General features: G+C 68.2%; 21 protein-coding genes. 9 read left to right on the forward strand and 12 right to left on the reverse strand.

The window, feature by feature from the left end; all coding sequences use genetic code 11:
• Positions 1-2 precede the first annotated feature (2 nt).
• The 9 genes from bamA to rpsB all read right to left on the reverse strand — a co-directional run bounded on the left by bamA (position 3) and on the right by rpsB (position 9,903).
• Complete coding sequence (gene bamA, locus NHL60_RS16815; RefSeq protein ID WP_253446077.1) at positions 3-2,342, reverse strand: outer membrane protein assembly factor BamA; 2,340 nt, start codon at positions 2,340-2,342, stop codon at positions 3-5.
• Between the two features lie 89 nt (positions 2,343-2,431).
• Complete coding sequence (gene rseP / locus NHL60_RS16820; RefSeq protein ID WP_253446081.1) at positions 2,432-3,790, reverse strand: RIP metalloprotease RseP; 1,359 nt, start codon at positions 3,788-3,790, stop codon at positions 2,432-2,434.
• 39 nt (positions 3,791-3,829) lie between these two features.
• A complete protein-coding gene (gene ispC, locus NHL60_RS16825; RefSeq protein WP_253446085.1) occupies positions 3,830-5,023 on the reverse strand; it encodes a 1-deoxy-D-xylulose-5-phosphate reductoisomerase in 1,194 nt (397 codons plus the stop codon).
• A 10-nt stretch (positions 5,024-5,033) separates the two neighbouring features.
• Positions 5,034-5,834 (reverse strand): phosphatidate cytidylyltransferase, encoded by an 801-nt coding sequence (locus NHL60_RS16830; protein WP_253446088.1) that lies wholly within the window; start codon positions 5,832-5,834, stop codon positions 5,034-5,036.
• On the reverse strand, positions 5,827-6,624 hold the full coding sequence (gene uppS, locus NHL60_RS16835) for a polyprenyl diphosphate synthase (protein WP_301271074.1): 798 nt from the start codon (positions 6,622-6,624) through the stop codon (positions 5,827-5,829). Before uppS ends, NHL60_RS16830 begins: the two co-directional genes overlap by 8 nt.
• Positions 6,625-6,679: 55 nt before the next feature.
• The gene (gene frr, locus NHL60_RS16840; protein WP_253446094.1) at positions 6,680-7,237 is read right to left on the reverse strand and encodes a ribosome recycling factor; all 558 of its coding nucleotides are present in this window, start codon (positions 7,235-7,237) and stop codon (positions 6,680-6,682) included.
• A gap of 4 nt (positions 7,238-7,241) precedes the next feature.
• A complete protein-coding gene (pyrH, locus tag NHL60_RS16845; RefSeq protein ID WP_253446097.1) occupies positions 7,242-8,003 on the reverse strand; it encodes a UMP kinase in 762 nt (253 codons plus the stop codon).
• Positions 8,004-8,115: 112 nt separating this feature from the next.
• The gene (tsf, locus tag NHL60_RS16850; protein ID WP_253446100.1) at positions 8,116-8,985 is read right to left on the reverse strand and encodes a translation elongation factor Ts; all 870 of its coding nucleotides are present in this window, start codon (positions 8,983-8,985) and stop codon (positions 8,116-8,118) included.
• A gap of 183 nt (positions 8,986-9,168) precedes the next feature.
• Positions 9,169-9,903, reverse strand: a complete 735-nt coding sequence (gene rpsB / locus NHL60_RS16855) for a 30S ribosomal protein S2 (RefSeq protein ID WP_253446103.1) — start codon at positions 9,901-9,903, stop codon at positions 9,169-9,171.
• 294 nt (positions 9,904-10,197) lie between these two features.
• On the opposite strand from rpsB, the gene map reads away from it, so the two are divergent.
• The 7 genes from map to NHL60_RS16890 all read left to right on the forward strand — a co-directional run bounded on the left by map (position 10,198) and on the right by NHL60_RS16890 (position 18,244).
• Positions 10,198-10,989: a type I methionyl aminopeptidase gene (gene map / locus NHL60_RS16860; protein ID WP_253446106.1), complete on the forward strand. Its 792-nt coding sequence runs from the start codon at positions 10,198-10,200 to the stop codon at positions 10,987-10,989.
• Positions 10,990-10,993: 4 nt separating this feature from the next.
• Positions 10,994-13,678, forward strand: a complete 2,685-nt coding sequence (locus NHL60_RS16865; protein WP_253446109.1) for a [protein-PII] uridylyltransferase — start codon at positions 10,994-10,996, stop codon at positions 13,676-13,678.
• Between the two features lie 353 nt (positions 13,679-14,031).
• The gene (dapC, locus tag NHL60_RS16870; protein WP_253446112.1) at positions 14,032-15,231 is read left to right on the forward strand and encodes a succinyldiaminopimelate transaminase; all 1,200 of its coding nucleotides are present in this window, start codon (positions 14,032-14,034) and stop codon (positions 15,229-15,231) included.
• Positions 15,231-15,575 (forward strand): arsenate reductase, encoded by a 345-nt coding sequence (locus tag NHL60_RS16875; protein ID WP_253446115.1) that lies wholly within the window; start codon positions 15,231-15,233, stop codon positions 15,573-15,575. Before dapC ends, NHL60_RS16875 begins: the two co-directional genes overlap by 1 nt.
• A gap of 75 nt (positions 15,576-15,650) precedes the next feature.
• A complete protein-coding gene (dapD, locus tag NHL60_RS16880) occupies positions 15,651-16,676 on the forward strand; it encodes a 2,3,4,5-tetrahydropyridine-2,6-dicarboxylate N-succinyltransferase (protein WP_253446118.1) in 1,026 nt (341 codons plus the stop codon).
• Positions 16,663-17,835 carry a succinyl-diaminopimelate desuccinylase gene (gene dapE, locus NHL60_RS16885; protein ID WP_253446121.1) on the forward strand — a complete coding sequence of 391 codons (1,173 nt, stop codon included), beginning with the start codon at positions 16,663-16,665 and terminating at the stop codon, positions 17,833-17,835. Before dapD ends, dapE begins: the two co-directional genes overlap by 14 nt.
• A gap of 7 nt (positions 17,836-17,842) precedes the next feature.
• Positions 17,843-18,244: a hypothetical protein gene (locus NHL60_RS16890; RefSeq protein WP_253446125.1), complete on the forward strand. Its 402-nt coding sequence runs from the start codon at positions 17,843-17,845 to the stop codon at positions 18,242-18,244.
• A 90-nt stretch (positions 18,245-18,334) separates the two neighbouring features.
• On the opposite strand, the gene NHL60_RS19635 is transcribed toward NHL60_RS16890, so the two are convergent.
• Positions 18,335-18,799: a cold-shock protein gene (locus NHL60_RS19635; RefSeq protein WP_301271075.1), complete on the reverse strand. Its 465-nt coding sequence runs from the start codon at positions 18,797-18,799 to the stop codon at positions 18,335-18,337.
• A 95-nt stretch (positions 18,800-18,894) separates the two neighbouring features.
• On the opposite strand from NHL60_RS19635, the gene NHL60_RS16900 reads away from it, so the two are divergent.
• Positions 18,895-19,140, forward strand: a complete 246-nt coding sequence (locus NHL60_RS16900; RefSeq protein WP_253446128.1) for a SlyX family protein — start codon at positions 18,895-18,897, stop codon at positions 19,138-19,140.
• A 4-nt stretch (positions 19,141-19,144) separates the two neighbouring features.
• Here the strand turns inward: NHL60_RS16900 and trxB are convergent, their stop codons facing one another.
• Positions 19,145-20,095, reverse strand: a complete 951-nt coding sequence (trxB, locus tag NHL60_RS16905; protein WP_253446131.1) for a thioredoxin-disulfide reductase — start codon at positions 20,093-20,095, stop codon at positions 19,145-19,147.
• 150 nt (positions 20,096-20,245) lie between these two features.
• Positions 20,246-20,455 carry a CPXCG motif-containing cysteine-rich protein gene (locus NHL60_RS16910; protein WP_253446134.1) on the reverse strand — a complete coding sequence of 70 codons (210 nt, stop codon included), beginning with the start codon at positions 20,453-20,455 and terminating at the stop codon, positions 20,246-20,248.
• Positions 20,456-20,659: 204 nt separating this feature from the next.
• Between NHL60_RS16910 and acnA the strand changes: the two genes are divergently transcribed.
• Positions 20,660-23,407: an aconitate hydratase AcnA gene (gene acnA, locus NHL60_RS16915; protein ID WP_253446137.1), complete on the forward strand. Its 2,748-nt coding sequence runs from the start codon at positions 20,660-20,662 to the stop codon at positions 23,405-23,407.
• Positions 23,408-23,439 lie beyond the last annotated feature (32 nt).

Below are 23,439 nucleotides of genomic sequence, written 5' to 3' on the forward strand. Positions count from 1 at the left end.
GGTCAGAAGGTCTGCCCCAGGGAGAACTGGAAGAACTGGGTGTCATCACCCGACTCGTCGTTGATCGGCTCGGCGATGCTGAAGGTCAAGGGCCCCACCGGCGTCAGCCAGGAGAGCCCCACGCCGACGCTATAGCGCAGGTCGCCCAGATCCACTCCGGAGCTGCAGTTCGAGGTACCGGTCTCGGTGGCATAGCAGTCGGTGAGGAAGGTATTGCCCGCATCCAGGAAGAGCGAGGTCTGCAGGGAGCGGCGGTCCTCGATAAAGGGCAGCGGGAAGAGCAGCTCGGCGCTCCCCTGCACCAGCACGTTGCCCCCCAGGGTGCGGTCGCGCCCTCCGGAGGGTGGCGGCGTGGTGCGCTGTCCCAGGGTGTTGGCGGTGAAGCCGCGCACCGAGCCGAGGCCCCCGGCATAGAAGTTTTCATAGAAGGGGTAGGGATCGCTGCCCACCGAGTCGGCGTACCCCAGCTCGCCGCTGAATTTGAGCGCCCAGTCGTGATTGTCGTTGAGCGGGAAGAGCTGACGGGCCTGGGCGCGCAGCTTGTAGTACTCGGCGTCGCTGCCGGGCACCGCGGTCTCCAGCGACAGGCGCTGATAGTTGCCGGCGGTGGGCATGATGCCGCGGTTGAGGTTGTTGCGAGTCCAGCTGGCGGTCAGCTTGAGGCTCTGGGCATCTTCGCCCTGGTCCTCCACGTACTGCTGGATCTCCTGGGCGGTGTCGCGATAAGTCTTGACCGTCAGGTCCTCCACCGCGGCGCCGAAGTTGAGACGGGTGATCTCGTTGATCGGGTAGCCGAAGTTGATCCCCGCGCCGTAGGCGTCGGTGGAGTAGGTGGAGATATCGGAGTCCTCGTAGTCGGTCTCGCGGTAGTAGAAGTTGTAGCCGCGGGAGATGCCGTCGAGGGTCCAATAGGGGTCGGTGAAGCCGAAGTTGACGCTAGTGAAGGTGTCGCTACGCTGAGCGCCGATGTTCACCCGGTTGCCGGTGCCCAGGAAGTTGGTCTGGGAGAGGCCCAGACCGTAGATGACCCCGGCGCTCTGGGAGAAGCCGACGCTGGCGGAGATGGAGCCGGAGGGCTGCTCCTCCACGGTATAGGTGACGTCGAGCTTGTCCGGCTCGCCGGCCACCGGACGCGTCTCCACGTCCACCTGGCGGAAGAAGCCGAGGCGCTCCAGGCGCTGGCGGGACTGCGTGATCGACTGGGTCGAGGCCGGCGCCCCCTCCAGCTGGATCATCTCGCGGCGCAGCACCTCGTCCTGGGTGGTGGTATTGCCGATGAACTCGATGCGGCGCACATAGGCGCGGCGGCCGGCATCGACCCGGAACGCCAGGTCCACGGTGTCGCCCGAGGCGGAGACCTCGGGAATGCCGTCCACGTTGGCGAAGGCGAAGCCCTCGGCGCCGAGGCGCGCGCGCAGCGCCTCGGAGGAGGCGGTCACGTCGCTGCGAGAGAAGACCTCCCCGGACTCGACCCGCAGCAGCTCTCGGGCCTCCCGCTCGCTGATCTGCAGGTCGCCCACGAAGCGCACGTCGCCGATGCGGTACTGGCGACCCTCGTCGACGTTGACGGTGATGAAGATCTGCGACTTGTCGGGGGTGATCGAGACCTGGGTCGACTCCACGTTGAAGTTGACGTAGCCGCGATCCAGGTAGAAGGAGCGCAGGCGCTCCAGGTCGCCGGCCAGGGCCTCACGAGAGTACTCGTCACGGGAGAACCAGCCGAAGATGCGACCGGGGCGATCGTTGAGCTCGAAGACGTCGCGCAGGGTGTCGTCGTCGAAGGCGCGGTTGCCGACCAGGTTGATCTGGCGGATGCGCGCCACGGCACCCTCGTTGATCTCGACGTCGACCTGTACGCGGCCCTCGTCGATCTCGCGCACGCTGGTCTCGATGCTGGCACTGTAGCGCCCCTGGCTCTGGTAGACGCCCTCCAGCTCACGCTGGATCTCGTCCAGGGTGGAGAGCTGGAGCACCTCACCTTCGGCCAGGCCTGCCTGACGCAGCCCCTGGCGCAGTTCCTGGTCGCCGATGCGGCGGTTGCCGGAGATATTGAGACGGCTGATGGTGGGTCGCTCCACCACCTGGATGATCAGCACGTCGCCGTCCCGGGCGAGACGGATATCCTCGAACATGCCAGTGGCGAAGAGGCTGCGGGTGGCCTCGGCCAGTTCCCGCTCGTCGACGCGATCGCGAGCGCTGACAGGAAAGGCGTTGAAGACAGAAGCGGCAGAGACCCGCTGCAGGCCTTCCACACGAATGTCCGAAACCTCGAAGGGTTGTGCCTGGGCCGTCCCGGCCCCGACGAGCAGCAGCGCTGCCAGTCCGATGGTCTTGATTCTCATGCAGTCGATTCGCTCGCGTTGATCTGCCAAACCTGTCCAGACAGGCACCTTATACATTTGTGCGGCTCGCTGACAAGACGAAGGGCCGCCTACCAGAGCCGCATCAGATCGAAATAGATTGCCATCAGCATCAGGGTGCCCACCAGCGCCAAGCCGATGCGCAGCCCGATCGCCTGGGCCTGCTCGGAGACCGGGCGCCCGCGCACCACCTCCATGAAGTAGTAGAGCAGGTGGCCGCCGTCGAGCACCGGGATCGGCAGCAGGTTGAGCACCGCCAGGCTGATGGAGAGATAGGCCAGGAAGCTGACGAAGCTCTCAAGCCCCGCCCGGGCCGAGTCGCCGGAGATCTGGGCGATGGTGATCGGCCCCGAGAGGTTCGAGGGCGAGATCAGCCCCACCAGCATCTTGCGGATGGCATCCACGGTGAGCAGGGTCATCTCGCCGGTGCGCGACACCGCCTGGCCCACCGCCGCCACCGGCCCGTAGCGGATCTCGCGGCGGTACTCCTCCGGCCACTCCACCGGGGCCACCCCGGCGCCGATATAGCCGATGGTGACGCCCTCTTCCAGCTCGTTGCTGCCGGGGGTGATGGCCAGGCTCAGGCGCTCGCCGTCACGCGCGACCTCAAGCGTCAGCGCCTCGCCCGGGCTCGCCCGCACGATGTCGACGAAGTGCATCCAGTCGTCCACCGGCGCGCCGTCCACCGCCAGGATCTCGTCACCGGCCTGAAGGCCGGCGGCGGCGGCCGCCTCGCCGGGCAGCAGCTGGCCCAGCACCGCCGGGAAGGGCGGGCGCCACGGGGTCACGCCGAGGCTCGGCAGCGGCTGGGGCGGGTCCTGGCGCACCAGCCAGTTCTCCACCGGCAGGCGATACTCCCGAGGCTCGGCGGTGGCGTCGGCGCGGGCGTCGACGGTGAGTTCGCCGCTCATGCCGATGGCGGCCACCAGCTTGAGGTTGATCTCGTCCCAGCCGCGCACCGCCTCGCCGCGCACCGCGACGATTTCCTGGCCGGCGACGAGGCCACCACGCGCCGCCGGCGAGTCGGGCTCGACGCTGCCGATCACCGGCGCCACCGTGGTGGTGCCGGCCACGAAGAGCGCCCAGTAGGCGACGATGGCGAGCAGGAAATTGGCCAGGGGGCCGGCGGCGACGATGGCGATGCGCTGCCACACCGTCTTGCGATTGAAGGCCTGGTCGAGCTCATGCTCGGGCACCGGGGCCTCCCGCTCGTCGAGCATCTTGACGTAGCCGCCCAGGGGAATGGCGGCCACCACGAACTCGGTGCCGTGGCGGTCGACCCGGGACCAGATCGGCTGGCCGAAGCCCACCGAGAAGCGCAGCACCCGGACGCCGCAGCGCCTGGCCACCCAGAAGTGGCCGAACTCGTGGAAGGTGATCAAAAGGCCCAGCACCACGATCACGGCCAGGATATTCTGGATCAGGCCCAAGTCAGTCTCCTCCAGGAAGCGTAATGAAATGACACGGGATCAGCGGCGAGCCAGCCACTCCCGTGCGGCGCGACGGGCGCCGGCATCGGCCTCAAGCACCGTCTCGAGGTCGCGGGCCGGGGCGATCGGCTCGATATCGCGCACCCGGGCGACCAGCTCGGCGATGCCGGTGAAGGCGAGGCGCCCCTCGAGGAAGGCCTCCACCGCCACCTCATTGGCCGCATTGAGCACCGCCGGCGCCGTGCCGCCCGCCGCCATGGCCTCCCGCGCCAGGCGCAGGCAGGGGAAGGCGGCCTCGTCCGGCGCCTCGAAGTCGAGCCGGGCGACCTGGAAGAGGTCCAGCGCCTCGACCCCGGCCTCGATCCGCTCCGGCCAGGCCAGCCCGTAGGCGATGGGGGTGCGCATGTCGGGGTTGCCCAGCTGGGCGATCACCGAGCCGTCGCTGTAGGCGGCCATGGAGTGGATCACGCTCTGGGGGTGCACCACCACCTGGACCTGCTCGGGCCGGGCGTCGAAGAGCCAGCACGCCTCGATCAGCTCCAGCCCCTTGTTCATCAGGGTGGCGCTATCCACCGAGATCTTGCGACCCATGGACCAGTTCGGGTGGGCGCAGGCCTGCGACGGCGTCACCTCGGCCAGCTCTCGAGCCGACCAGCCGCGGAAGGGGCCGCCGGAGGCGGTCAGCAGCAGCTGGGTCACGCCGTGGCGGGCAAGCCCCCCGCGGTGGTCAACGGGTAGACACTGATAGATGGCGTTATGTTCTGAGTCGATGGGCAGCAGGGTTGCCCCGCTTTTCGCCACCGCCTCCATGAACAGCGCCCCGGACATCACCAGGGCCTCCTTGTTGGCCAGCAGCACCCGCTTGCCGGCATCCACAGCGGCGAGCGTCGGCAGCAGGCCCGCGGCACCGACGATGGCCGCCATCACCACGTCCACCGCGGAGGCCTCGGCCACCGCCACCAGGGCGTCCGTGCCGCTCTCGACCTCGGTGGCCAGCCCCGCCTCGGCCAGGCGCGCCCGCAGCCAGGCGGCATCGGCCTCGCGGTCGAGCACCGCCACCGCCGGCCGATGTACCCGACACTGGGCCAGCAGCGCCTCTCGGGAGCGGTGGGCGGTCAGGGCATGGACCCGGTAGCGCTCCGGGTGGCGGGCGATCACATCCAGGGTGCTGGTGCCGATGGAGCCGGTGGCACCCAGCACGGTAACGGCCTGGCGACGCGGCTCGCCGCGCACTCCCCCCACCCTAGAGCCCCCCCATCATCAGCAGGGCAAACAGCGGGACGGCGGCGGTGAGGCTGTCGATGCGGTCGAGCACGCCGCCGTGGCCCGGCAGCAGCTGGCTGGAGTCCTTGATGCCGCGGAAGCGCTTGAGCATGCTCTCCAGCAGGTCGCCCAGCACCGAGACCAGGGTCACCACCAGGGTCGCCAGCAGCAGGGCCAGCCCGCCGCCGAGGCCGAGCCCCTGCCAGCTGGCAAACACCAGCGCCAGCGCGGCGGTGGCGACCAGGCCACCGGCCACCCCCTCCCAGCTCTTGCCCGGGCTTACCCTGGGCGCCAGCTTGCGCCGGCCGAAGGCGCGACCGGCGAAGTAGGCGCCGATATCGGCGCACCACACCAGCAGCAGCACGAAGAGCAGCCAGACCGCGCCGCTGTCGCGCAGCACATTGAGGCCGACCCAGGCCGGCAGCAGCACCCAGAGCCCCATCAGCAGGCGGCGCGTGGGCGAGCTCCACTGGGCCACGCCTGCGGGATAGCGGGTGACCCAGGTGAGGTTGACCAGCCAGCCGGCCACACCCAGCCACAGCGGCCAGGCCATCAGCGCCCCGCCACTGATCCATAGCATCAGCATGGCCATGGCCAGCACGCCCACCAGCATGAGGCGGTTGTCGCGCTGGCGGATGCCCGCCAGGTTGGTCCACTCCCAGCCCGCCAGCAGCACGATGGCCGCGGTGAAGAGGGCGAAGAACCCGCCGGAAAGGCCAAACAGGCCGGCCAGCATCAGCGGTGCCAGCCAGGCTGCGGTAATGATGCGCTGTCTAAGCACCTTGAGCCTCGATCTGTTCGTCGGTCATGCCGAAACGTCGCTGGCGCCGCTGGTAGTCGGCCAGCGCCTGGTCGAAGGCCTCGGCATCGAAGTCGGGCCACAGCAGTGGCGTGAAGTGGAGCTCGGCGTAGGCCAGCTCCCAGAGGATGAAGTTGGAGATGCGCTGCTCGCCGCTGGTGCGGATGCAGAGATCCACCGGCGCCACCCCGGCCAGGCTCAGCTGGCCGGCGAAGGCGGCCTCATCAATGGCGGAGGGGTCGAGCTCGCCGGCCGCCACCCGCTCCCCCAGGCGGCGGGCCGCCCGGGCCAGGTCCCACTGGCCGCCGTAGTTGGCGGCGATCACCAGGTGCAGGCGGGTGTTGTGGCGGGTCTTCTCCTCGGCCCGGGCGATATGCTTCTGGATCGAATCCGAGAAGGCCGAGGCGTCGCCGATCACCGAGAGGCGGATGCCGTTGGCATGCAGCTTGTTCACCTCCCGCTTCAGCGCCAGCAGGAAGAGTTCCATCAGGGCGCTGACCTCGGCCCGGGGACGCTTCCAGTTCTCGCTGGAGAAGGCAAACAGGGTCAGGGTCTCGATGCCCCGCTCGGCGGCGCGGCGGATGGTGGCACGCACCGCCTCCACGCCGGCATGGTGGCCGCGCACGCCGGAGAGCCCTCTGGCCCTGGCCCAGCGGTTGTTGCCATCCATGATGATCGCCACGTGGCGTGGCAGTGCGCCCCCTGGGACAGCGGGCGTGCCATCCGTGGCGCTGGAGTCTGGGGAGTGCGGTGACGTCATGGGGTCTCGCATCGGGGGGAGTGAATGAGAAGGCAGGAGGCCGCCCTCCTGGCGGCCCCGAACTTGCTCAGATCTGCATCAGATCCTGTTCCTTCAGCTCCAGCGTCTTGTCGATCTCGGCGATGTACTTGTCGGTCAGCTTCTGGATCGCATCCTCGGCCTGGCGCTGCTCGTCCTCGGTGATCTCCTTCTCCTTGAGCAGGGCCTTGACGTCACCGTTGGCGTCGCGACGCACGTTGCGCACCGCCACCCGAGCATTCTCCGCCTCCTGGCGGGCCTGCTTGATATAGCCCTTGCGGGTCTCCTCGGTGAGCATCGGCATCGGCACGCGGATGTTGTTGCCGGCGGTGGAGGGGTTGAGGCCCAGGTCGGAGGTCATGATCGCCTTCTCGACCTTGGGCACCATGCTCTGCTCCCAGGGCACCACTGAGAGGGTGCGGGCATCCTCGGTGTTGATGTTGGCGACCTGGTTCAGGGGCACCTGGCTGCCGTAGTAGTCGACGGTCACCGCATCCAGGATGCTGGAGTGGGCGCGACCGGTACGGATCTTGTTCAGGTTGCCATGCAGAGCGTCCACGCTCTTCTTCATGCGGGATTCCGCATCCTTCTTGATGTCATTGATCACGGTGTCAACCTCTGTCTATCAGCGTGCCTTCTTCGCCGCCCACCACCAGGTTGAGCAGGGCGCCGGGCTTGTTCATGTTGAAGACGCGGACCGGCATATCATGGTCACGCACCAGGCAGATGGCGGTCAAATCCATGACCCCCAGCTTCTGGTCCAGCGCGTCGTCGTAGCTCAGCTGGTCATACTTGACCGCGTCGTCGTGCTTGACCGGATCCTTGTCGTAGACCCCGTCCACCTTGGTGGCCTTGACCACCACGTCGGCATCGATCTCGATGCCGCGCAGGCAGGCCGCGGAGTCGGTGGTGAAGAAGGGGTTACCGGTACCGGCGGAGAACAGTACCACATCTCCGGAGGTGAGATAGCGGATGGCCGTACGGCGATCGTAGTGCTCCACCACGCCGCTCATGGGGATGGCGGACATCACCCGGGAGCGGATATTGGAGCGCTCCAGGGCGTCACGCATGGCCAGGGCGTTCATCACCGTGGCCAGCATGCCCATGTGATCACCGGTCACCCGGTCCATGCCCGCCTCGTTGAGAGCGGCACCGCGGAACAGGTTGCCACCGCCGATCACGATGCCGACCTGGACCCCGATACCGACCAGCTGGCCGATCTCCAGGGCCATGCGGTCGAGCACCTTGGGGTCGATGCCGAAGTCATGCTCGCCCATCAGCGCCTCACCGGAGAGCTTGAGCAGAATTCGCTTGTACTTCGACTTCTCGGCGCGGCCCTTGGCCGGCGACTCGACGTGATCGGATGTGGGCATGGCATCTCTCCTGGCATCAGCGGTGGCATGTCGGGGTGGCCGGAACGCACCGGCCGAATACGCGAAGGCGTGCGCTTGCGCGCACGCCATCGTCCTGCAGGAACCTGTGACCTTAGCTGCGCTTGGCCTGTTCCATCACTTCCTTGGCGAAGTCGACCTCTTCCTTCTCGATGCCCTCGCCCACTTCGAAGCGGGTGAAGCCTACCACCTCGCCGCCGGCCGCCTTGGCGAACTGGGCAACGCTCTGGTTCGGATCCTTGACGAAGGGCTGCTCGGTCAGGCTGTTCTCGGCCAGGTACTTCTTCAGGCGACCCTGGACCATCTTCTCGGCGATCTCGGCGGGCTTGCCGGCCATATCGGGCTGGGCGAGGATGATATCCTTTTCCTGGTCCAGCTGCTCCTGAGGCATGTCCTCGGGGCGGGCCACGGCCGGGTTGATGGCGGCGACGTGCATGGCGATATCCTTGGCCACCTCGGCGTTGCCGCCGGTCAGCACGGTCAGCACGCCGATGCGGCCGCCGTGGACGTACTCGCCCACCAGGCCACCCTCGACGGCATTGACCACCACGCAGCGGCGCACGCCGATGTTCTCGCCGATCTTCTGGACCAGCTGCTCGCGAGCGGTCTCCAGGTCACCGGCCATCACGGCGGCCACGTCTTCGCTCTTGGCGGCGAAGAAGGCGTCGGCGATCTTGTCGGCGAAGGCCTTGAAGTTGTCGTCGCGGGCCACGAAGTCGGTCTCGGAGTTGATCTCGACCATCACGCCGTAGCTGCCATCCTGGGCGACGCGGGTCACCACGGTGCCTTCGGCGGCGGTGCGGCCGGCCTTCTTGGCGGCCTTGAGGCCTGAGCTCTTGCGCAGGTTCTCGATGGCGACGTCGATATCACCGCCGGCCTCGGTGAGGGCCTTCTTGCACTCCATCATGCCGAGCCCGGTACGCTCGCGCAGTTCCTTGACCTGGGAGGCGCTGATAGCTGCCATGGGGTTCACCTCTGAATCTGTGTGTCAACGGATAGCGGACCCGTCGCTGGGACGAATCCGGCGAATACTGAGAAAAAAGGGGGCCTCGGCCCCCTTTCTCGTCTGTCCGGCCCCCTTTCTCGTCTGTCCGGCCGCCGTGGCGACGGCCACTCCGGCGCCGGCGAGCGGACAGACGGGCCGCGATCACTCGGCGGCGCTGTCGCTCTCTGCGGTGACCTCGACGAACTCGTCGGGACGACCTTCCTTCGCACGGGCGCAGGCGTCGGCGATGGCCTTGACGTAGATCTGGATGGCACGGATGGAGTCATCGTTGCCGGGGATCACGTAGTCGACGCCGTCCGGGTCGGAGTTGGTATCCACCACGCCGATGACCGGGATGCCCAGCTTGTTCGCCTCGTTGATGGCGATGCGCTCGTGGTCAACGTCGATCACGAACAGGGCGTCGGGCAGGCCGCCCATCTCCTTGATGCCACCCACGGACCGCTCGAGCTTGGCCTGCTCGCGGGTCGCCATCAGGACTTCCTTCTTGGTCAGCTTCTCGAAGGTGCCGTCCTGGTGCATGGCCTCGAGCTCACCGAGGCGCTTGATGGAGACGCGGATGGTCTTGTAGTTGGTCAGCATGCCGCCGAGCCAGCGATGGTTCACGAAGGGCATGCCAACGCGGTTGGCTTCTTCCTTGATGATCTTGCTGGCGCTGCGCTTGGTGCCAACAAACATGATCTTGTTGTTGGCCGCTGCCATCTTCTCGACCACGTCGATCGCCTCGTTGAGGGCCGGCAGGGTGTGCTCGAGGTTGATGATGTGGATCTTGTTACGGGCGCCGAAGATGAACTTGCTCATCTTCGGGTTCCAGTACTTGGTCTGGTGACCGAAGTGGGCGCCTGCCTTGAGCAGGTCACGCATGTTGACGTGTGCCATGGATGACTCCTGGAAAATCGGGTTAGGCCTCCACGCACCCCATGGATCCGACCGCCGCGCCTCGCGAGGAGACAACGACAGCACCCGGGACCATGTGCCGGTGCATGTGTGTTTTCAAGGCGTTACGTTGATTGTCGCCGTCGAGATCGCCACGCCCCTGACATCCGTACGCGAAAACCTGGGCGTATCGGGGTGCAGGAGGGTCGGGCGATTGCAGGAAGGCGCGCAGCTTTATACCATGGATCATCCGCAAGTTGAAGTCGCCAGGCGACCCCACCCTAGCCTCGAGATTCCATGAACGTACCCATCAAGACGCCCGACGAGATCGAGAAGATGCGCGAGGCGGGCCGCCAGGCCGCCAGCGTGATCGAGATGATCACCCCCTTCGTCAAGGCCGGCATCAGCACCGGCGAGATCGACCGCCGCTGCCACGACTATATCGTCGACGAGCTGGGCTCCACCCCGGCGCCGCTCAACTACCACGGCTTCCCCAAGTCGGTCTGCACCTCCATCAACCATGTGGTCTGCCACGGCATCCCCGACGACGGCAAGAAGCTGAAGAAGGGCGACATCATGAACCTCGACATCACCGTGAGGACCGCCGACGGCTACCACGGCGACTCCAGCGTGATGTTCGTGATCGGCGAGACCATCCAGGGCGAGCGGCTCTGCCGGGTCACCCAGGAGTGCCTCTACCGCAGCATCGCCCTGGTGCGCCCGGGCGCGCGCCTCTCCGAGCTGGCCCGGGCCATCCAGGGCCACGCCGAGGCCAACGGCTACTCGGTGGTGCGCGACTTCTGCGGCCACGGCATCGGCGCCGGCTTCCACGAGGACCCCCAGGTGCTGCACTACGACGGCTACGCCCCGGAGGCGGATATCGCCCTGGAGGCCGGCATGTGCTTCACCATCGAGCCCATGATCAACGTCGGCGACCACCGCACCAAGGTACTGCGCGACGGCTGGACCGCGGTCACCAAGGACCGCAGCCTCACGGCCCAGTGGGAGCACACCCTGCTGGTCACCGAGAGCGGCGTCGAGGTGCTGACCGCACGCAGCGACGAAGACCTCTCTTTCCTGGAGCGCTGAGCCCATGCTGCTCCACCACTACCGCTTCGCCCCCGACGAGAGCCTGTTCGACGTCGAGGCGTTTCGCGCGGAGCTCGCCGGCAGCCGCTCGCCCATCGCCCCCTTCAAGGCGGCGCTGCGCGAGATCCAGGCCCGGCTCGACGCGCGTTTCCGGGAAGGCGCCGATATCCGCGACCTCATCCACGGTCGCGCCTGGTGCCTGGACCGGCTGCTGGCGGTAGCCTGGGAGCAGCATGAGTGGCCCGAGGGTGAGGGCCTGGCGCTGCTTGCCGTGGGCGGCTACGGCCGCGGCGAGCTGCACCCCCACTCCGACGTCGACCTGCTGCTGCTGCTCGAGCAGGACGACGACGCCCCCTATCGGGAGCCGCTCACCGCCTTTATCACCTTTCTTTGGGACATCGGTCTGGAGATCGGCCACAGCGTGCGCTCGCTCAACGACTGCGTCCGGGAGGCGGAAAGCGACGTCACGGTGATCACCAACCTGCTGGAGAGCCGCACCGTGGCCGGCCCCGAGCGCCTGCGCGAGGCGATGAAGGCGCGCCTGGCGCCCGAGCGGCTGTGGCCCGCCGACCGCTTCTTCGAGGCCAAGTGGCAGGAGCAGATCAGCCGCCACCGCCGCTTCAACAACTCCGAGTACCACCTGGAGCCCAACATCAAGAGCTCCCCCGGGGGGCTGCGCGACATCCAGATGATCGGCTGGGTGGCCAAGCGCCACTTCGGCAGCCAGCGCTACGAGGACCTGGTGGCCGAGGGCTTCATGAACGACCCCGAGCTGCGCATCCTCAGCCAGGGCCAGGCCTTCCTGTGGCAGGTGCGCTACGCCCTGCACATGCTGACCGGCCGCGCCGAGGACCGCCTGCTCTTCGACCACCAGCGCACCATCGCCGAGCTGTTCGGCTTCCGCGACACCCCGGAGCGCCTGGCCGTCGAGCAGTTCATGAAGCGCTACTATCGCCACGTGACGGCCCTGGCCGGCCTCAACGACATGCTGCTGCAGCACTTCGACGAGGTGATCCTGCACGCCGGCGAGGCGCTGGAGACCACGCCGCTCAACGACCGCTTCGAGATCAAGGGTGGCTATATCCAGGCGCGCTCCCGCAGCGTCTTCCGGGACCGCCCCGCGGCGCTGCTCGAGCTCTTCCTGCTGATGGCCGAACACCCGGAGATCGAGGGGGTGCGGGCCGACACCATCCGCCTGATCCGCGACCACCGCCACCTGATCGACGACCTCTACCGAGACGACGTCCGCCACCAGAGCCTGTTCATGGCGCTGCTGCGCTCCGGCGGCAATGTGGCCCGCCAGCTCAGGCGCATGAACCGCTACGGCGTGCTCGGCAAGTACCTGCCGGAGTTCGGCCGCGCCGTGGGGCTGATGCAGCACGACCTCTTCCATATCTACACCGTGGACGCCCACACCCTGCGGCTGCTGAAGTTCATCCACGGCTTCCGCAAGCCGGCGGCCCGGGAGGAGTTCCCGGTGGCCGCCAACCTGGTCCACCAGCTGCCCAAGCTGGAGCTCTTGTGGATCGCCGGGCTCTTCCACGATATCGGCAAGGGGCGCGGCGGCGACCACTCGCTGCTCGGCGCCCGGGACGTGGAGGTGTTCGCCGAGCGCCACGGCCTCTCGACCCGGGATACCCGCCTGGTCAGCTGGCTGGTGGAGCACCACCTGACCATGTCCATGGTGGCCCAGAAGCGCGACATCAGTGACCCGGACGTGATCGCCGACTTCGCCCGCCTGGTGGGTGACGAGACCCGTCTCGACTATCTCTACCTGCTCACCGTGGCCGACATCAACGCCACCAACCCCACGCTCTGGAACGGCTGGCGCGCCTCGCTGCTGCGCCAGCTCCACGCCGAGGCCAAGCGCGCCCTGCGCCGCGGCCTGGAGAACCCCCTGGAGCGCGACGACTGGGTCAACGAGACCCGGGACGAGGCGCTCTCCCTGCTCGCCTCTGTGGGCGCCGACATGGCCCGGGTGGAGCGGCTCTGGGAGTCCCTGGGGGAGGAGTACTTCCTGCAGTATGCGCCCAGCGAGATCGCCTGGCAGACCCAGGGCATCCTCGCCCACGGCGAGAGCCAGCTGCCGCTGATCCTGATCAGCGCCCCGGCCGAGGACATGGCCGAGGGCGGCACCAAGGTGTTCATCCACACCCGCTCGGTGGACGACCTCTTCGCCGCCACCGCCGCCGCCCTGGACCAGCTCGGGCTCTCCATCCACGACGCCCGCATCGCCACCTCCAGCAACGACTGGACGCTGAACACCTTCATCGTCCTGGACGACCAGGGGCGCGCCATCCACGACCCGGCGCGCATCGAGGAGATCCGCGCCCACCTGGTGGAGGAGCTCGACGACCCGGACGACTACCCGGAGATCGTCACCCGCCACACCCCGCGCCAGCTGCGCCACTTCCGGGTCCCCACCGAGGTGATCATCGAGCAGGACCCGGCCAACGAGCGCACCCTGCTGGAGCTGATCGCCCCGGACCGCCCCGGCCTGCTGGCCCGGGTGGGGCGCATCTTCATGGAGCAGGACATCGCCCTCTCGGCGGCCAAGATCGCCACCCTGGGCGAGAAGGTGGAGGACGTCTTCTTCATCACCACCAAGGCCGGGGAGCCCCTCACCGACCCCGAGCGCCAGGCCCGGCTGCGCGAGCGGCTGGTGGAGGTGCTGGATGTCTCCGGCTAGGCCCGAGACGACAGAGTAGCGAGGAGCGCCGGGGATGGGGCGAAGAGGGGGTCCTATTCCAGGGGTGAGGAGCATTGCTCCGAACGGGCTGGCCATGGATGGCCAGCACCGGACCTGCAAGCGGAGCAGGACGCGAGAGCGAAGCAGGGAATCGGTAGCGCCCAGGGAAGGGTTCAGAGCGCCCCCTCGAAGGCCCGTCGCCGGATCAGCTCCAAGCGGCCAGGCAGGCAGGCGCTGCGTTTGAGGCATTCTCCCGCCTTCCCTATAATCAAGCCCCTTCCGACCACGTCTCACGACAACGACTCACATAACGACGCCCGAGGCCACGGCCGGCGAGGCGCGCCTGGACAGCCATGAACCCCGATCTCGACGTCCTCAAGCCCTATCCCTTCGAGAAGCTCGCCGCTCTCAAGGCCGGCGTGACGCCCCCAAAGGGGCTTGACCACGTGCCGCTGACCATCGGCGAGCCCCAGCACCCCCCCTACCCGGCGGCGCTGGCCACCCTGGTCGCGCGCCAGGCCGAGTTCGCCCGCTACCCCGCCACCGCCGGGCTGCCCGAACTGCGCCAGGCGATCAGCGGCTGGGCGACCCGACGCTTCTCCCTCACCGGCATCGACCCGGAGCGCCAGGTGCTGCCGGTCAACGGCACTCGGGAGGCGATCTTCGCCTTCGTCCAGGCCGCTCTGGATCGCACTCGCCCGGCCAAGGTGGCGATGCCCAACCCCTTCTACCAGATCTATGAGGGGGCCACCCTGCTCGCCGGCGGCGAGCCCCTCTATCTGGACTGCAGCGCCGAGAACGGCTTTCGCCCCGACCTCGACGCCGTGCCCGCCGAGACCTGGCGGGAGGTGCAGATCCTCTTTCTCTGCTCGCCGGGCAACCCCACCGGGGCGGTGACGCCCCTGGCCGAGTTCCAGAAGCTGATCCGGCTGGCCGACGAGCATGACTTCATCATCGCCTCGGACGAATGCTATTCGGAGCTCTACCTGGACGAGGCCGCCCCGCCGCCGGGGCTGCTCGAGGCCTGCGCGGCGCTCGGCCGCCACGACTACCGCCGCTGCCTGGTGTTCCACTCGCTCTCCAAGCGCTCCAACCTGCCGGGGCTGCGCTCCGGCTTCGTGGCCGGGGACGCCGAGCTGATCGCCCCCTTCAAGCGCTACCGCACCTACCACGGCTGCGCCATGGCCCTCCCCGTGCAGCGCGCCTCGATCACCGCCTGGAACGACGAGGCCCACGTGCGCGCCAACCGCGACGCCTACCGCGAGAAGTTCGCCGCGGTGACCGAGATCCTCGCCCCGGTGATGGCGTTCCCCACCCCGGAGGCGAGCTTCTACCTGTGGCCGGCGGTGCCCGGCGGCGACGACGAGGCCTTTACCCGGGCGCTCTACGCCGAGGAGCACGTCAGCGTGCTGCCCGGTAGCTATATGGGTCGTCCCGCCGCCAACGGCACCAACCCCGGCAGCAGCCGGCTGCGCCTGGCGCTGGTGGCCGAGGTCGACGCCACGGTGGAGGCGGCTCGCCGCCTGCGCCGCTTTATCGAAAGGAGGCTGTGATGTTCACCCTGTACGGCATCAAGAACTGCGACACCTGCCGCAAGGCCCGCAAGGCGATGGACGGCACCGGCATCCCCTACCAGTTCCACGACCTGCGCGAGGACGGCCTCTCCGCCGCCCTGCTCGAACACATCCTCGAGAAGGTGCCGGTGGTGGAGGCGCTCAACAAGCGCAGCACCACCTGGCGCAACCTCCCCGACGAGGAGAAGCAGGCGGTAGACGCCAACAAGGCCCGGGAGCTGCTGCTCGCCAACCCCACCCTGCTCAAGCGACCGCTGCTCGACACCGGCGACGAGATCCTCGTCGGCTACCGGGACGGCGACTATGACGCCCTGAGCGGCTAGGCCATCCAAACACGCGGCGGCCGCCCCGGCGGCACGCCTACCACCCGTATACGCCACCTCCACAAGGACACAGACATGCTCAGCTTTGCACTCGGTATCGGCACCCAGAACACCCAGGGCGACTGGCTGGAGATCTACTACCCGGCCCCGCTGCTCAACCCCGACGCCGGCCTGGTCAAGGCCGCCGCCAAGGCACTGGACGCCCCCGCCGGCAACGCCGCGGTGAGCTTCCTGCCCGAACAGTGCGCCGAGCTCGCCAGCGCCCTGCGCGACGCCGGCCACGCCGACCAGGCGGAGCTGGCCGAGGCCTTCGCCGCCAGCCAGCGCCCCCTGGTCGCCATGTTCCTGGAGAAGGACGACGCCCCCGAGACGGCCCCGGAGGTCTATCTCAAGCTGCACCTGCTCTCCCACCGCCTGGTCAAGCCCCATGGCCTGGACCTCACCGGCATGTTCGGCTTGCTGCGCAACGTGGCCTGGACCAGCGAGGGTCCCATCGACGTCCAGGAGCTCCCCGCCCGCCGCCTCAAGGCGCGCCTGGCCGGCCGCACCCTCTCCGTGGACTGCGTCGACAAGTTCCCGAAGATGACCGACTACGTGGTGCCCGGCGGCGTGCGCATCGGTGACACCGCCCGGGTGCGCCTGGGCGCCTACCTGGGCGAGGGCACCACCGTCATGCACGAGGGCTTCGTCAACTTCAATGCCGGCACCGAAGGTCCCGGCATGATCGAGGGCCGCATCTCCGCCGGCGTCATGGTCGGCAAGGGCTCGGATCTCGGCGGCGGCTGCTCCACCATGGGCACCCTCTCCGGCGGCGGCAACATCGTCATCAAGGTGGGCGAGGGCTGCCTGATCGGCGCCAACGCCGGCATCGGCATCCCCCTGGGTGACCGCTGCACCGTGGAGGCGGGCCTCTACCTCACCGCCGGCGCCAAGGTCACCCTGCTCGACGACCAGGGCCAGGAGGTCAGGACCGTGGCCGCCCGCGAGCTGGCCGGGCAGGACGACCTGCTGCTGCGCCGCAACTCCCAGAACGGCCGCATCGAGTGCCTGACCAACAAGAGCGCCATCGCGCTCAACGAGGCGCTGCATGCCCACAACTGATCCCGCCGGCCTCTCGCCCACCCTGCAGCTCGCCTTCGAGCTGCTGCGCCGCCCCTCGGTGACGCCGGACGACCTGGGCTGCCAGGCGCTGATGATCGAGCGCCTGGAGGCGCTCGGTTTCCGCGTGGAGCGCCTGCCCTTCGGCGACGTGGAGAACTTCTGGGCCACCCGGGGCCACCACGGCCCCCTGCTGGCCTTCGCCGGCCATACCGACGTGGTGCCGAGCGGCCCCCACACCCGCTGGGACTACCCCCCCTTCGAGCCCTGCATCGACGATGAGGGCATGCTGCGCGGCCGCGGCGCCGCCGACATGAAGGGGAGCCTGGCGGCCATGGTCACCGCGGTGGAGCGCTTCCTGGCGGCACATCCGGACCACCACGGCCAGATCGGCTTTCTGATCACCTCCGACGAGGAGGGGCCCGCGGTGGACGGCACTCGCGCCGTGGTCGAGCACCTGCGCGAGCGTCACGAGCGCCTCGACTACTGCATCGTCGGCGAGCCCTCCTCCACCGCCCGGCTGGGCGACGTGATCAAGAACGGCCGGCGCGGTTCCCTGGGCGGCGTGATGCACATCAAAGGGGTCCAGGGCCACGTGGCCTACCCCCACCTGGCACGCAACCCCATCCATCAGGCGATGCCGGCCCTGGACGCCCTGACCCGGGAGCACTGGGACGACGGCAACGACTTCTTCCCCGCCACCAGCTTCCAGGTCTCGAACTTCCGCGCGGGCACCGGCGCCACCAACGTCATTCCCGGCGAGGTGGAGGTGGTCTTCAACTTCCGCTTCTCCACCGAGGTGACCCACGAGGAGCTCCGCGCTCGCACCGAGGCGATCCTCGACGCTCACGGCCTGGAGTACGAGCTGGACTGGACCCTCAACGGCGAGCCCTTCCTCACCGCCGAGGGCGAGCTGGTGGAGGCCGCCGTGCTCGGCGTGGAGCAGGTCACCGGGCACCGTCCGGAGCTGTCGACCAGCGGTGGCACCTCCGACGGCCGCTTTATCGCCACCCTGGGCAGCCAGGTGGTGGAGCTGGGGCCCCTCAACGCCACCATCCATCAGGTCAACGAGCGCATCCGCGCCGCCGACCTGGATGAGCTGAGCCGGGTCTACGAGGCGATCCTCACCCACCTGTTCGTCAACGGCAGCGCCCGACCCTGAGGCATCCATGACCCCCGATAGCCAACCGCGCTACCCCGATATCGAGATCTACCTGGCCAAGGCCCCCATCGAAGGGGTGAGCGACTGGCTCGGCGCCGCCATCGGCGCCGAGCCCCTGGCCCCCGCCGGCAAGGGCAAGTGGCGCACCCGCGGCCACCACGAGGGGAGCGAGATCCCTGTGCTGCTGGTGGAGAAGGCCGCCGACGGCTACGCCAGCCTCTGGTTCGACAGCCCCGCCACCCCCTGGGAGAGCGACGCCGCCTGCGCCCGGTCTGCCGCCGCCCGGCTCGGCTGCGAGGTGCGCTGCTCCCTGGGCGGCTGGCAGCCCGGTGACGATCCGGACCGCTTCCTCCAGGTGCTGCCCGACGGCAGCGAGGAAGAGCTCCACTGGCCCGACTCGGGCCACTGAGCGGCCATTCGCACCCCGCAGGCCCCATAACGACAGCGCCCCGCACGAAGGCGGGGCGCTGTTATCAGGACCGACGGCAGGCGACGAAGATCAGGTGATCACCGTCACATCATCGGCCTGAAGCCCTCTTTCATTTTCGATGATGTGATAGCGGACCTTCTGCCCCTCGGCCAGGGTGCGATGGCCGCGGCCGCGGATGGCGCGGAAGTGGACGAAGACATCCTCACCGCTGTCGCGGGTGATGAAGCCGTAGCCCTTGTTGACGTTGAACCACTTCACCTCGCCGATCTCGCGATCGTCGCTCTCGACCTCGGCCAGGTTAACCAGCTGCGGGGTGAGCACGTTGACTGCCAGGGTGGCGAGAAGCAGCAGCAGGAAGACCGCCAGGGCGGCGGCGGCATAGACCACGGCGACGCCGCCGATCTCGAGGCTCGCGAACAGCGCCTCGGCAAGCTCCCCGCCGGCGAGGTGAACAAAGAGGGCGATCAACAGGGGCGCGGGGGCGGCCAGCAGCAGGCTGACCAGGGTGCAGCGAAACATGACCTTTCGATTCATGGACTCGAATGACTCTCTTGTTGGTGGATACTGGACGATAACGTTCTGGAGGTGGTGCCACGATGAACGGTGACACGCAACGAAGTGATTCTAACATGGGCGCCGATCGGGCGTCCCTCGACCTGATGGCGCGCCTGGAGGCGCTGGAGAGCCGTATCGCCTATCAGGAGCACTGGCTGGACACCCTGGACCAGGCGGTGGCCGCCCAGGAGCGGCGCCTGGCGACACTGGAGCGCATCAACGACCTGATGCAGGAGAAGATTCGCGAGCAGCAGCGGGCGCTGCAGGAGGGCGATGCGATGACACCTCGCCCCGAGGACGAGGTGCCGCCGCACTATTGAAGGTTTATAACTCGTCCAGGTAGCGCTCGGCGTCCAGGGCGGCCATGCAGCCGCTGCCGGCGGAGGTGATGGCCTGGCGGTAGACATGGTCCATGACGTCGCCGGCGGCGAAGACGCCCGGCACGCTGGTGGCGGTGGCGTTGCCCTCGAGGCCGGACTGCACCTTGATGTAGCCGCCGTTCATCGCAAGCTGCCCCTCGAAAATGCCGGTGTTGGGGCTGTGGCCGATGGCGATGAAGACGCCCGGCGCGGCCAGCTCCTTGGTCTCACCGGTCAGCGTGGACTTCAGGCGCACGCCGGTCACGCCGGTGTTGTCGCCCAGCACCTCCTCCAGGGTGTGGTTCCACTCCAGTACCACCTTGCCCTCCTCGGCCCGCTGGAAGAGCTTGTCCTGGAGGATCTTCTCCGAGCGCAGGCTGTCGCGGCGGTGCACCAGGGTCACCTTCGAGGCGATGTTGGAGAGATAGAGCGCCTCCTCCACGGCGGTGTTGCCGCCGCCTACCACCACCACCTCCTGGTTGCGGTAGAAGAAGCCGTCGCAGGTAGCGCAGGCGGAGACCCCCTGGCCCATGAACTTCTGCTCCGACTCGAGCCCCAGGTAGCGGGCGCTGGCACCGGTGGCGATGATCAGGGCGTCACAGGTGTAGGTGCCGTTGTCGCCCTTGAGGGTGAAGGGTCGGCTGCGCAGCTCCACCTCATGGATATGGTCGAAGAGCACCTCGGTGTCGAAGCGCTCGGCGTGACGCTTCATCCGCTCCATCAGCTCCGGCCCCTGCACGCCGGCATCATCGCCGGGCCAGTTGTCCACGTCGGTGGTGGTGGTCAGCTGGCCACCCGCCTGCATCCCGGTGATCAGCAGCGGCTTCAGGTTGGCGCGGGCCGCATAGACCGCGGCGGTATAGCCGGCCGGGCCCGAGCCCAGGATGATCAGGCGTTCGTGACGCACATCGCTCATGGAAGATACCTCGTGGATAGCGTTCAGGTTCTGAAGTGGCGCCATTGTACCAGTCGCGCCGGGATCCGGGCGCGGTTGAGCGGCTCCATAGCAAGGGGCTATCGAGATGGACACCGGGCCGCTGGGGTACCTTGCACTGACGCCGCGGGGCTACAGCACCTCGTCGTCGCGTCCCAGGGTCACGGTCAGCGCCTCCGGCTCGACGGGGTCGGCATCGATGCGCACCTGGATCGGCGCGCAGCAGACGTGGCAGTCCTCCCAGGTGAGCTGGCTGCCCTGGGAGGCATCCAGCAGCAGGTCGAAGGGGGCATCGCAGTAGGGGCAGCGTACCCGGCGCGGGCTCAGTGACTCTTCGTGCATGGAGACTCCCCGGCCGTCGCCGGCCTGTCACGGGATGGTGGCATCCTGGAACCGAAAGTCCCGGTCCGTTGCCTTTGAAGATGGTGGCCCGGCACCGCCGTTTCAAGCGTTCCCCCGGGCAGCGGTTGAAAACGCCGCCTATCATGACCATGTCCCAAGAATACCAGGATGGTTCGTTCACTCTCTCCGATGAGGAGGACACCGATGAGCACCGACGCGACCCCCGATACCCTCAAGACCCTCGAGGTGGGCGGCAGGACCTATCACTACTACAGCCTGCCCGAGGCCGCCCAGGCGCTGGGCAGCATCGAGCGGCTGCCCAAGACCCTCAAGATCCTGCTGGAGAACCAGCTGCGCTTCGCCGATGACGAGAGCGTCGCCCGGGAGGACATGCAGGCGCTGGTGGACTGGCAGAAGGAGGCCCGCTCCGACCGCGAGATCGGCTACCGCCCGGCCCGGGTGCTGATGCAGGACTTCACCGGGGTGCCCGGGGTGGTGGACCTCGCCTCCATGCGCGCCGCGGTGGAGTCACTGGGCGAGGACCCCGCCCGCATCAACCCGCTCTCCCCGGTGGACCTGGTCATCGACCACTCGGTGATGGTCGACAAGTTCGGCAACGCCACGGCCTTCCGGGACAACGTCGCCATCGAGATGGAGCGCAACCGCGAACGCTACGAGTTCCTGCGCTGGGGCCAGCAGGCCTTCGACAACTTCCGGGTGGTGCCGCCCGGCACCGGCATCTGCCACCAGGTCAACCTGGAGTACCTGGGCCAGACGGTCTGGACCAAGGAGGAGGACGGCAAGACCTTCGCCTATCCCGACACCCTGGTGGGCACCGACTCCCACACCACCATGATCAACGGCCTGGGCGTACTGGGCTGGGGCGTGGGCGGCATCGAGGCCGAGGCCGCCATGCTCGGCCAGCCGGTCTCCATGCTGATTCCCGAGGTGATCGGCTTCAAGCTCACCGGCAAGCTGCGCGAGGGCATCACCGCCACCGACCTGGTGCTCACGGTGACCGAGATGCTGCGCAAGAAGGGCGTGGTAGGCAAGTTCGTGGAGTTCTACGGCGACGGCCTCAAGGACCTGCCCCTGGCCGACCGCGCCACCATCGCCAACATGGCCCCGGAGTACGGCGCCACCTGCGGCTTCTTCCCGGTGGACGACGAGACCCTCAACTACCTGCGCCTGACCGGCCGCGACGACGACCAGGTGGCCCTGGTGGAGGCCTACAGCAAGACCCAGGGCCTGTGGCGCGAGCCCGGCGACGAGCCGATCTTCAGCGACACCCTGGCGCTGGACATGACCGAGGTGGAGGCCAGCCTGGCCGGCCCCAAGCGCCCCCAGGACCGCGTGGCCCTCGGCGACATGCGCGCGGCCTTCGAGAAGGTCATGGAAGAGGACGGCAAGCCGGTCACCTCCTCCGAGGAGAAGGGCCGGCTGTTTTCCGAAGGCGGCCAGACCGCGGTCGGCGTCGAGGAGAGCTACGAGCACCATGACAGTCAAGCGGTGGACCTCGACGGCGAGGCCTTCCGCCTCGACCCCGGCGCCGTGGTGATCGCCGCCATCACCTCCTGCACCAATACCTCCAACCCCAGCGTGATGATGGCCGCCGGCCTGCTGGCCCGGAAGGCCCGCGAGAAAGGCCTGACCACCAAGCCCTGGGTCAAGACCTCCCTCGCCCCCGGCTCCAAGGTGGTCACCGACTACCTCGCCGCCGCTGGCCTCAACGAGGACCTCGACGCCCTGGGCTTCCAGCTGGTGGGCTACGGCTGCACCACCTGCATCGGCAACTCCGGCCCCCTGCCCGAGGCCATCGAGAAGGCGATCGAGGACGCCGACCTCACCGTGGCCTCGGTGCTCTCCGGCAACCGCAACTTCGAAGGCCGGGTCCACCCCCTGGTCAAGACCAACTGGCTCGCCTCACCGCCCCTGGTGGTGGCCTATGCGCTGGCCGGCAATGTGCGCTGCGACCTGACGACGGACCCCATCGGCATCGGCAGCGACGGCGAGCCCGTCACCCTCAGGGACATCTGGCCGAGTCAGGCGGAGATCGCCGAGGCGGTGGCCCGGGTCAACACCGGGATGTTCTCCAAGGAGTACGCCGAGGTGTTCGACGGCGACGACGCCTGGAAGGCCATCGAGGTGCCCGAGAGCAAGGTCTACGAGTGGTCGGAGGATTCCACCTATATCCAGCACCCGCCCTTCTTCGAGGGCATGGGGCGGACGCCCGACGCCATCGAGGATGTTCAGGAGGCGCGCATCCTGGCGATGCTCGGCGACTCGGTAACCACCGACCATATCTCGCCGGCCGGCAGCATCAAGCCGGACAGCCCCGCCGGGCGCTACCTGCAGGAGCGCGGCATCAAGCCGGTGGACTTCAACTCCTACGGCTCCCGGCGCGGCAACCACGAGATCATGATGCGCGGTACCTTCGCCAACGTGCGCATCAGAAACGAGATGCTCGACGGCGTGGTCGGCGGCGAGACCCGCCACGTGCCCTCCGGTGAGCAGATGGCGATCTACGACGCCGCCATGCGCTATCAGGAGGAGGGCACGCCGCTGGTGGTGATCGCCGGCAAGGAGTACGGCACCGGCTCCAGCCGCGACTGGGCCGCCAAGGGCACCCGGCTGCTCGGCGTGCGGGCGGTGATCGCCGAATCCTACGAGCGCATTCACCGCTCCAACCTGATCGGCATGGGCGTGGTGCCGCTGCAGTTCCCCGAGGGGGAGAGCCGCCAGACCCTGGGCCTGACCGGCGACGAGCAGATCTCCATCGCGGGGCTCGCCGAGCTTACCCCGGGCGGCAAGGTGAAGGTGACGGTCAAGAGCGACAAGGGCGAGAAGCACTTCGAGGCGCTCTGCCGCATCGATACCGCCAACGAGCTGGAGTACTACCGCCACGGCGGCATCCTTCACTATGTGCTGCGCCGTATGATTGGGGCCGCCTAGGTAGTCGTCTGGCCTGCCGCGAAAGGCACCGA

Source organism: Halomonas sp. Y3, from assembly GCF_024137965.1.
Taxonomy (GTDB): domain Bacteria; phylum Pseudomonadota; class Gammaproteobacteria; order Pseudomonadales; family Halomonadaceae; genus Halomonas; species Halomonas mongoliensis.